The sequence below is a fragment of the Rhodococcus sp. (in: high G+C Gram-positive bacteria) genome (assembly GCF_049286785.1).
Lineage (GTDB): Bacteria > Actinomycetota > Actinomycetes > Mycobacteriales > Mycobacteriaceae > Rhodococcus_F.
In genome coordinates this window covers 1-10,027 of sequence record NZ_JBAQEO010000455.1, presented here as the reverse complement: position 1 = coordinate 10,027, position 10,027 = coordinate 1, and the positions used below count along the sequence as shown (strand labels likewise).

The window sequence follows — 10,027 nt, the reverse complement described above, 5'->3', positions numbered from 1 at the left end:
CCGGCTTCACCCATCCACTACGCGGCACGCCGACACGATACCGCACAACCCTCTAACTGAACGGTATTGGCCTTAGCGATCTGAAGTGCCTGGGGATGCAGAGTGAGCAGCCGCTCGGCCCACTGGCGGGTGGTCTTCTCCAGATCCTCGTCGTCGACAACCTCATTGACCCAGCCCCATTCGAACGCCTGCTCAGCCGAGACCTTGTCGCTGAAGAAGACAATTTGTTTGGCCCGCTTCTCGCCGATCTGCAGCGGAAGAACATTGGTTCCCCCAAGCACGGGACACGCCCCGATCAGCGTGCCGGCCTGGCCCAGGCGGGCGCCACGCGCCGCGATGGCGAGATCCGAGGCGATGACGAGTTCATTGCCGCCGCCAACGGCTATCCCGTTGACCATCGCGATGACGGGCTTGCGGCAGGATCGGATGGACGTGATCGCACGAAGGGCGTAAACACCGGTGTCCACCAGCCCCTTCTTCGTAAATCCCCGCACATCCCCGCCCGCGGAGAAGGCTCGGCCGTTGCCGGTCAGCACCACGACCCCGACGTCCGGGTTGACGGAGACGTCGTCCAGCAGATCCGCGAGAAGATGAAACTGGGACGGGCCGAAGGCGTTCAACGTCTCCGGGCGGTTGAACGTGATCCATGCAATCCGGTCTTCGATCGCAAGGAGGATGTCGTCCTTGGAGCCTTCGTATTCGTTCAGAGCCATGAGATCCCTCTTCTGTTTCGGGTGGGCGGCCAGCCCAAGTTGGTGGGTGACGTCGCGGTAGGGGTGTCGTTGAGCGTGGGGACTAGTTCCACCACAGGGTTTGGTCGAACACCGCCTCGGCGATCAGGTTCTTCTGAATCTGACTGGTTCCCTCGACGATGGTCAGCTGTTTCGCGTCTCGGTAGTACATCTCCACCGGGTGGTCCTTCATGTATCCGGCGGCGCCGAGCAGCTGTACCGCGGTGCCGGAGACCTTGACCGCGGTTTCCGTCGCCACCAACTTCGCGATCGACAACAGGGGAACCGCGGCCTTGTCGAAGGCGCCCTCGTCGACCATGCTGGCCGCGCGGTAGGTCAACAAGCGGGCCGCCTCGATCTCCGCGGCGTGCTCTGCGACCATCCAGCCGAGTCCCTGCCGGCTGGTCAAGGGAACCCCGAACGCCTCGCGCGTGCGCATGTAGTCGACGGCGTACATCAACGCGCCCTCGGCGAGCCCGAGACCGCGAGCTGCGACGATCGGCCGCATCGAATTCAGCGAAAGCATAGCCAGTTTGAACGCTTGGTCGGGCTCCCCCACAAGCGCTGAGGCCGGCACCCGGACGCCGTCGAGGCGCAGTTCTCCGGTGTTCACCCCCCGCACGCCCAGCTTGTCGTCGACGCGTGCCACCGAGACTCCGGGGAGGTTGCGGTCGACGATGAAGCAGCTGAAGCCGTCCTTACCGGTGCGTGTGAAGACCGTATAGAAGTCGGCCTGCTCCAGCCCGGACATCCAGCACTTGGAACCGGTGATTACCCAGTCCGCGCCGTCGCGGACGGCGCGGGTCCGCATACCCTTCAGGTCCGATCCGGCCTGCGGTTCGGACAGGCCGAACGAGGCGCGCCGGGCGCCGGGCGCGATGTCGCGAACGTAGGTGTTCTTCTGCTCCTCGGATCCACCGATGAGGATGGGAAGGGCGGGCAATCGGGTGAGCAGCAGCATCAGTGCGACGGTATTGGAGTATTTCGCAACCTCCTCAATGGCAATCGTCAGCCCCAGTGTCCCGGCACCGGAACCGCCGTATTCGGTGGGTATCGCCAAGCCGAGCAGGTCAGCCGCGAGCAGGGCCTTGAAGATGTCGTCGGGGTACTCGTTCTGGCGGTCGATTTCCATCGCGCGCGGCTCGACCACCGTCTGCGCGAATCGTCTGACAGTCTGCTGTAGTTCGACGTGCTCGTCGGGTAGGGCTGCATACATGAGTTCTCCGGTTGTGTTGAAGGGTTCAGGATGTGGCCGGAAGGCCCCATTGCGCGAAGCACATGCCGACGCCGTAGCCGGATTCGGTGCGATATGCCGGCACGTAATCGATGATTTCTGCGGGGACCTGGGCGCAGGCATCGGCGATGATCCAATCGGTGATCTCCGCCGTTCCGTTGAGGCGCAGCGGCAGTCCGTGCTTCTCGTGGGCAAGCCGTAGTTCGTCGTCTGCGATGGCGAGCCAGGTATCGAGATTGCTCGATTGCAGTGCGTCGAGTACCCGCGAGTCCAGCTCCTCGTCCAGGACGAGGTGACTCAGTCCGCCCGACGCAAGAACCGCGACCCTCGCCTGCTTCGGTGCCGCGCTGATCGCGTCGCGCAGCGCCTGGCCGAAGGCGACGCACCGGCGCACGCTCGGCACATTGGGTGGATTCCAGACATTGGTCACGATCGGTAGCAGTTCGAACCCGGACTCCGTGAGGTCGAGGAATCTCATGGGCCAGGTGACCGCGTGACCGATGCCGTAGTCGTCTGAAGTCTCCGATGTGTGTGCGACATCGAAACCGTTGTCGCACAGTTCGTTCAGGATTTGAAGTCCCAGGTCAACGGCGATCGGCATAGAGACCCGGAATTGGTCGGGTCCCTCGTCTCGCCGGTTGGCGGCGCTGGCGTCGAGATGGTCCGCGAGGAACATCTCGAACACCGGGGCGGAACGCGGACCGAAGTTCTCGCCCTGATCGCTCCCGACGATCAGAAGCACGTCGGGATCGACGGCCAGGATGGATGCTCGTAATTGCTTCATCGCGATGTCGAAGCGGGCCTGGTGCTCGTCCCAATAGTCACGCACGTTGCCGACCAGACGGTCGAGGGAGGGACGCGGGATTCGCGGCTCGAGCGCGGGCCAGTCGGAAACGGGGGCGATCAGCGCGGGGCTGTGCGAGGTACCGAAAACGCCTACAAGATTTGCCATTTGGATTCATGCTCCATTTTCGATGATTCGGTTACGCTGTCGGCCGAGGCCTGCGATCTCGCTTTCCAACACCGATCCGGGGCCTAGCCACTCCTGAGGGGTCCTCGCCAGCCCGACGCCGGCCGGAGTTCCGGTGCTGATGACATCCCCCGGCTCGAGTGTCAACGATCGGCTCAGGTCCGAGATCAGCGTGGCGACGCTGTGAATCATCAGGTTGGTCCGTGACCGTTGCTTTTCGATACCGTCCACGGAGCACTTCAGCTCGAGATCTTGGGGATCCGGGATCTCGTCGCGGGTGACGATGAACGGTCCGAACGGTGACGAGCCTTCGATGCTCTTGCCTTTCCACCATTGGTTTCTCGATAGCTGCACGTCCCGGGCGCTGACATCGTTGAGCACCGCGTACCCGAAGACGTGCTCGAGCGCCTTCGTAGGTGAGATGTTGCGACCGGCTCGTCCGATGATCACTGCCAGCTCGACCTCCCAGTCCAGTTGACGACTGATCCGGTCGTCGGACGTAATATCGTCGAAGGGTCCGCAGATGCTGCGCACGTCCTTGGTGAAATACACCGGCTCGTCAGGCACGTCGATCTCGCCGACAGCTCGCTCCGACTCTTCGATGTGCTCGCGGTAGTTGACGCCGACGCAGATGACGTTTCGAGGAAGGCGCCCCATCGGCGCGACCAAGGTGAGCGCGCCGATGTCGCCGGCGACATGGTCTGATCCGTGTTGCTCACAGATCTCGTCGAGCTGCTCGATCCCGTCGAAGCCGAGCTCGACCCAGCCCAACATGGTGCGCGGCAGATCACGACTCCGCAATTCCGCCAATCGGGTCGCATCGATGACCGAATCATCAGCGTTGACAATGCCGACGTGTGGCACTCCGTCAGACAGGAAGGAGCACAGGCGCATGAGGGTACCTCTCGGTTGGGAAGTCGAATCAGTGATCTGAAGCAGTGCTCTATTGCTGCCCCTGCACCCAGCGGACGCCGAGTGCGCGCAGCTGCTCGTGCAGTTCCGGCGAGAGACCCTGCCACCGGCCGGCGGCAATGTCCTTCAGCAGCAGAGCTTCGCGCTCTACCCGGGCGCGGCCACGCTCGAGGACCTCCTCGGCCGATTCGAGAGGCACGACCACGACGCCGTCGTCGTCGGCGACGACGACGTCACCCGGCCGCACGGCGGTGCCGCCGGCCACGACGGGGGTGTTGACCCAGCCGGGACCACCTTTCGTGGTTCCTGAGGCAGAGATCGTTTTCGCCCAGACCGGCAGCGGGAGCCGGCGCAGCTCGCGGACATCACGGACACCGGCGTCCACGACGAGCCCGGCGGCCCCGCGGGCAATGAGGATGCTCGTGATAATTTCGCCGACCATACCGGCCGTCGACGGCGCCAGGTTGGCGACGACCAGGACATCACCCTCCTGGCACAGGTCCAAGGCTGCCAGCAGCATCAGGTTGTCGCCGGGTTGGTTGAGGCAGGTGACGGCGGGGCCGGCAACGCGGGACCCCTCTACGAGTGGCTTGATCGCTGGGTCCATCAGTCCGCTTCGGCCCTGGGACTCGTGGACGGTGGCGACGCCGAGCTCGGCGAACCGTGCCGAGAAGGATCCCGCTCGCCGGTCGACGTGGTCGAGGATGGATGGACTGATCAGATGGTTGGTCATCGGAACAGGTCTCCGGCTGCGGGCATGAAGCTCTCGAATGCCTCTGCGTGACTGACCTTCCGGCCCAGCAGGAGCCCGGCCATGATCGAACGGTATCGGGCCCGCTGCTCGTAGACCTCGATCATGAACTGCTGCACCTGCGAGCATTGCATCATCTCGAGCTTCTGATCGGCGACATCGCTGATATCGATGTAGGTGTCCGGCTTGAAGTCGCACATCTCGGGGAATTCTGGTTCGTAGCCGTGGATCTGGCCTACGACGAACCGGGGGATCTCCGGTAGCCGACCGTGGGCGCGCGCCCAGATTGCGGCCGCTTCGACAAGGCTTGCCGTGGCCACGTGGTCGGGGTTGTTGGGATCTCGGCGACCGTGTGTGAGTACGACGTCCGGTCGAAGTTCACGCAGCAGCCGGACCATCTCCAGGCGGCGTTCGTCGTTGATGACCATCGGGTAGTCGCCCCAATCGTAGGTCCGGAGCTCGACGCCGGCTACCGCGGCGGCTTTCTCGGCCTCCCCCAGGCGGACAGCTCGCACTCGTTCGGCCGTCTGGTCGGGCTCGGCCCACGCCGAGGCAGACTCACCGCGCTCTCCCATCGACAGGCAGACGACGGTTACGTCCGCGCCGGCCTTGACATACTTGAGAATTGTCCCGCCGGTGCGCCACACCCAATCCATGCCGTGCGCGCTGACGACTGTCACTCTGGTCATCTTGTTTCTCCTTGCTCGAGGGAAGGCTGCAGATTCGTGTCGCAGTACGGGGTGGGACCGGTGGCGGGCATCGCGCGCACGTAGCTGCTGTCCGCGGCTACGGGCCCGAAGTTCCTTGCGCCGCCGGGAGATCCGATGGGTTGATCGCGGCCTGGCAGCACGCTCTGGAAGAACTCGACCGCGGCGGCGTCGAAGGGTTCGAAGTCCTCGTCCTCGTCCCGTTCGGAGGCAATGGCTTCCACCGGACAAGTCGGCTCGCACGCCCCGCAATCGATGCATTCGGCGGGGTTGATATACAGCTTGCGGCCGCCTTCGTAGATGCAATCGACGGGACATTCCTGGAGGCAGGAACGGTCCATCACATCCACACATGGCGCCCCGATAATGAAAGTCACGATGAAGCTCCCTGCACTTGCACGTTTGAGTCGGTAGCGCGCCGGGCCGCGAGGTGCCGGCCGGCGCCGTAGCCGAACGCCAGTGCCGGGCCGATGGTCGCGCCGGCCGCCCAATAGCCGTCATTCGACGGCGACGCGGCGCAATTTCCCACGGCGTAGAGTCCATCGACCGGGACCCCGCCCACGCCGAGCACCTGGCCGTCGACAGTGGTGCGCGGTCCGCCTTTGGTGTCGAGCGTCCCAAGCCCGACCAGGACGGCGTGGAACGGCCCCTGGGCGCTGAGCGGGGCCATCACCGGGTTCGGGCCGCCTCCCGCACGCGGCTCACCGGTGAAGAACACCTCGATCGGTTCGGTGCCGCGGCCGTGTTCGGCGTCGACCCCAGCGCACGCCGACATGTTGAACCGGGCGATGGTGGCGGCCAGGTTAGACCTGAAATCGCCGCTCAGTCGTGCGCCGCCGGTGGCTGCGCGTAACGACCGCAGCCGCACGTCGAGGTTCGCCGACAGTTGCTCCCAGCTGTCACCCGACACGAGATGGGTTGTCGACTCGCCGGGCAGTGCAAGCGGGTAGGCGAACTGCTCCATCGAAAACATCTGCTGCGTCCGCTCGTCGAAAAGCAGCACCAACAGTTCAGGCGCATCCTGGCCGATGTGGACCTTGGCCCGGTCGCTGTAGAACAGCTTCTCGTTGACGATGCGATGCCCGGCCAAATCCACGATCAGCGAGGAGTCCCCAGGGGCGACCCACATCCCTGCACGTGTTTCGGTCGTGCCAGCAATGGTGTGTTCGATGGCTACCTCGTCCCACCAGGCGCATTCCATGTTGTGGAGCGGGATGCCAAGAGCCTCTAGGGCGGGTATCGCGTCACCTGTGTTCCCACCGGCGGCGCAGCCACCCCACACTCGTGCCGGCAAGTACCGCGATCGACGCTCAGCGTCGTGTGTGAATCCACCGACCGCGAGTACGACACCGGCTCTCGTCCGGACCCGCACGGTTCGCGCGTGTTCCAGGTCGCGGACCACTGCCCCGACAACCTGCCCGTCCTCGAATATCAGATCAGTAAACGCGTGCCGGGTCACGATCCGGACACCCAGGCGCTCCGCGGCGGCGGCCAGTTGAGCAATGAGATCGGCGCCGCCGCCTGGACGATTCTGCTCGTCTGCGGGACACAATGCGCGGCCGTACACGCCCCCTTGCTCGGGCAGGCTCATGTGATAGTCGGGGAAGCGTAGAGCTATCTCGATAGTCGAGCGGAGTGCACCGATGGCGTCCAGGAATTGCACGGCCTCGGAAGCGAGCCCGTAGTATCGAGTGAGGAGCTCGTGCTCCCAGGCGGTCAACCCGAGCAGAGGGGCCTCACTCGAGTACCGGTCAGGGGCGCTTACCCGTGCCATGTACGCAACGGCCCGAGCCTTTGGGTCTTCGATTCCACGCTCACGCATCAGGTGGTTGTCGGGAACCCAATAGACGCCGCCGGATTTCGCGGTGGTGCCGCCGACCGCCGGAGCCTTCTCGAACAGTTGTACCGTGCATCCCGCCTCGGCGGCCGTCACTGCGGCTGCGAGACCTGCTGCGCCGGAACCGAACACCACGATGTCGACCGTTGTTTCGACCGCGTCGTCGGTCGTGCCCATGGCGCTGTGCGTGTCGGTGCTCATGGAGAAACCTCCTCGTTGACCCCGAGACGGGTATCCAACTGGACCGCCCGGAGGGCGAAGCGCCATCCCTCGGACGTGCGAACCAAGGTGTCCGAATAGCGGCCGGTCGCCAGGAGCGTCGGCCGCTCGCGGCCCTCATACCTGCGGAACATCAGCAGGTTGCAACGCTGCTCGGCGCGATCGCCTTCGACGGTCAGCTCGGGATCGAGGGTCATGTGCAGGATGCCCCAACCCCTGGATCTGCAGAAGTCGGCAAGCTCCGCATGCCCTCTGTACGCGACGCCTTCGCCGAGGACCTCCAATCGTCCCGAGGTCAGGAACGTTTCCGCCCAACCGACGCCATCGGAGTTGTCGAAGCAGCGGTTGTAGGTCGCCGTCAGTTCGCGGATCGCTTGCCAGTCCGCGAATTCCGTCCCTGGCGAATCAGACATATCGAGCCTCCTTCGTTGCGACTGCGCGCCACTCATCGCTCTGCCCGAGTGTCATCGCCACGCCGGCCGAGCTGGGCCGGGCGAGCGGATCTTGGTGGCCGAAGACCTCCCCGCCCTGTTGATGGGAGCGAACGGAATTGAGCAACAGTCGACGGGTTTTCACGACCGCGATGTCACTGGTGCCCAGCTTCTCTCGGGATCGGTCGACGATCGGCCCTTGACTCTCCTGGATCGCGACATCTTCGAGGATGAGATTTTTGAATCCGGAGAAGTGTCCCTCGGACATCAGGGCCCGGTCTTGACCCCAGTTGTCCTTGTTTCGTGCCAGGGCGGTGAAGTCGTCCGGCGCCACTGTCAGGTCGTGGTACCAGAAGTGGGTATCGGTGTCCTCGGTCAGCGGATGGTCATCGTTCCACCGAATGAACCACTGGCGAGAGTGCTCGTCATCGATCGGTGTCCCGATGATCGCGATCCGATCCTCGTCGCCGGTCGGAATGTAGGCGGTCCACGGCATGACGAATTCGGTCACGCGCACGTGCATCCGGTCCGCGTCGGTGTGCCTGATGGCAGCAAATCGGATGCCGTACCCGGTGTCATCGGATTCGTACCGCGGCGCCGAGTCTTCCGCGGTCTCACCCAGGCTGCCGCTGCTCTGGCCCAACCACGACTGGTGGAGAATCGACACGTGCGAGGAGTCGAGCGTTCCCTCCACCGCCTGCAGCCAGTTGCAGTGGGTTTCGGCCACCAACGACCGGACATGATCGGCTGGGACGTCGGCGAACGGGAAGCGGGGGAAGGGCGGTGCTTCGGTCTGCGAACCCAGATATACCCAGACCACCCCGCCGGCTTCCTTCGAGGGGTAGTACCGCACCTTGATCTTCTGAGCCATGTCCGCGCTGCGCTCCGCGGGCTCGGACGGAACCTCCACGACGGTGGCTGAGGTGTCGATCTTCCAGCCGTGGTAGATACACCGCAGAGCACAGTCCTCGTTTCGGGCCAGCGCCAGCGAGGCTCCTCGGTGCGGACATGCCTCGTCCAAGAAGCCCACGTTTCCGTCGGTGGCGCGGAAGGCCACGAAGTTCTCTCCGAACAGCCGAACCTTCACGGGGGCCCCGTCGGCGACCAGCCGCTCCGAGCGCACCGCGGGCGTCCAGTACTCGCGGAGGTACGCGCCCATCGGCGCGGACCCCTCCACTCGAGTCAGGAGTTCATTGTCTTCATGCGACAGCATGCGGGTCCTCCACTCGTCCCCGCTATTGTGCGGGGTGAATCAGCCACGGGGTCAAGCTCTTTCAGTTAGAGCGACCTTCAACCAAGCGGCTGAGCTGTTATCCTGTCGATTGGAAGGTTAACGCGCCCCCCAGGCGGAAATCAAGACCTGCATCACATTGACATCTAGTCGTGTCTCACGCCACACCCTTCGATGCAGGCCGATTCACACACAGGAGATAGCAATGCAGATTCCCGGAGCAGTAGCCGTGGTCACCGGCGCCAGCGCAGGTTTGGGCCAAGCCACCGCGCAGATGCTCTCGCAGCGTGGCGCTCGCGTTGCCGCGCTCGACCTGACGGCGCCGGCAGGTCCGCCCACACCTGACTGGCTTCCACTGACTGCAGACGTCAGCTCGGCTGCCGATGTCGACTCGGCGTTCGACGCAGCGGTGTCGACCTTTGGGAGGGTGGACATCGTCGTGCATTGCGCGGGCGTTGCCGGCGGTTTCCGTTTGATCGGTAAGGATGGGCCGGTCGATCCCGCTCGGTTCACGGACGTGATCGACGTGAATCTGGTGGGCACGTTCCATATCTTGCGTGCGGCCGCTTGGCGAATGAGCAGGAATCAGCGGGCCGACGACGGTGAGAACGGCGTGATCGTCACGACCGCGAGCATTGCCGCGTACGAGGGCCAGCAAGGCCAGCTGGCCTATTCGGCATCCAAGGCAGGTGTTATCGGCATGATATTGCCGGCGACGAGGGAACTCGCACAGTACGGAATCCGATGCGCCGCTATTGCACCGGGAGCATTCGAGACCACGCTTACCACGGACCTACCGACCGCGTTGCAGGATCAACTGACCTCGTCGGTCGCCTACCCGTCGCGTCTGGGCAAGCCGGAAGAATTTGCCGAGCTCGCGTGCGCGATCGTCACCAACGAGATGCTCAATGGAGAGGTTGTCCGGTTGGACGCGGGCGCACGACTCGCCAAACGCTGACCGGCCCACGTGGATAGGGAGCGGAGGTCGATCGTTCGTCCGCTCC

Annotated in this window: 11 protein-coding genes; 1 reads left to right on the top strand and 10 read right to left on the bottom strand. The window is 64.3% G+C overall.

Annotation, left to right across the window (positions count from 1 at the left end):
• Positions 1 to 17: 17 nt before the first annotated feature.
• The 10 genes from WAW17_RS16620 to WAW17_RS16575 form a co-directional block, all read right to left on the bottom strand.
• Positions 18 to 713 carry an enoyl-CoA hydratase/isomerase family protein gene (locus tag WAW17_RS16620; RefSeq protein WP_422334047.1) on the bottom strand — a complete coding sequence of 232 codons (696 nt, stop codon included), beginning with the start codon at positions 711 to 713 and terminating at the stop codon, positions 18 to 20.
• 82 nt (positions 714 to 795) lie between these two features.
• A complete protein-coding gene (locus tag WAW17_RS16615) occupies positions 796 to 1,947 on the bottom strand; it encodes an acyl-CoA dehydrogenase family protein (RefSeq protein WP_422334046.1) in 1,152 nt (383 codons plus the stop codon).
• A 25-nt stretch (positions 1,948 to 1,972) separates the two neighbouring features.
• A complete protein-coding gene (locus tag WAW17_RS16610; protein WP_422334045.1) occupies positions 1,973 to 2,917 on the bottom strand; it encodes a hypothetical protein in 945 nt (314 codons plus the stop codon).
• 6 nt (positions 2,918 to 2,923) lie between these two features.
• The gene (locus tag WAW17_RS16605; RefSeq protein WP_422334044.1) at positions 2,924 to 3,799 is read right to left on the bottom strand and encodes a fumarylacetoacetate hydrolase family protein; all 876 of its coding nucleotides are present in this window, start codon (positions 3,797 to 3,799) and stop codon (positions 2,924 to 2,926) included.
• A gap of 79 nt (positions 3,800 to 3,878) precedes the next feature.
• The gene (locus WAW17_RS16600; protein ID WP_422334043.1) at positions 3,879 to 4,580 is read right to left on the bottom strand and encodes a 4-carboxy-4-hydroxy-2-oxoadipate aldolase/oxaloacetate decarboxylase; all 702 of its coding nucleotides are present in this window, start codon (positions 4,578 to 4,580) and stop codon (positions 3,879 to 3,881) included.
• The gene (locus WAW17_RS16595; RefSeq protein ID WP_422334042.1) at positions 4,577 to 5,287 is read right to left on the bottom strand and encodes a PIG-L deacetylase family protein; all 711 of its coding nucleotides are present in this window, start codon (positions 5,285 to 5,287) and stop codon (positions 4,577 to 4,579) included. The genes WAW17_RS16600 and WAW17_RS16595 overlap by 4 nt, the downstream gene beginning before the upstream one ends.
• A complete protein-coding gene (gene fdxA, locus WAW17_RS16590) occupies positions 5,284 to 5,682 on the bottom strand; it encodes a ferredoxin (RefSeq protein WP_422334041.1) in 399 nt (132 codons plus the stop codon). The genes WAW17_RS16595 and fdxA overlap by 4 nt, the downstream gene beginning before the upstream one ends.
• Complete coding sequence (locus tag WAW17_RS16585; protein ID WP_422334040.1) at positions 5,679 to 7,343, bottom strand: FAD-dependent oxidoreductase; 1,665 nt, start codon at positions 7,341 to 7,343, stop codon at positions 5,679 to 5,681. The genes fdxA and WAW17_RS16585 overlap by 4 nt, the downstream gene beginning before the upstream one ends.
• The gene (locus tag WAW17_RS16580) at positions 7,340 to 7,774 is read right to left on the bottom strand and encodes a nuclear transport factor 2 family protein (RefSeq protein ID WP_422334039.1); all 435 of its coding nucleotides are present in this window, start codon (positions 7,772 to 7,774) and stop codon (positions 7,340 to 7,342) included. Before WAW17_RS16580 ends, WAW17_RS16585 begins: the two co-directional genes overlap by 4 nt.
• Entirely contained in the window at positions 7,767 to 9,005 is a 1,239-nt protein-coding gene (locus WAW17_RS16575) for a Rieske 2Fe-2S domain-containing protein (RefSeq protein WP_422334038.1), read from the bottom strand. The genes WAW17_RS16580 and WAW17_RS16575 overlap by 8 nt, the downstream gene beginning before the upstream one ends.
• A gap of 223 nt (positions 9,006 to 9,228) precedes the next feature.
• Here WAW17_RS16575 and WAW17_RS16570 point away from each other — a divergent pair, with 223 nt between their 5' ends.
• The gene (locus tag WAW17_RS16570) at positions 9,229 to 9,981 is read left to right on the top strand and encodes an SDR family NAD(P)-dependent oxidoreductase (RefSeq protein ID WP_422334037.1); all 753 of its coding nucleotides are present in this window, start codon (positions 9,229 to 9,231) and stop codon (positions 9,979 to 9,981) included.
• Positions 9,982 to 10,027: the final 46 nt, after the last annotated feature.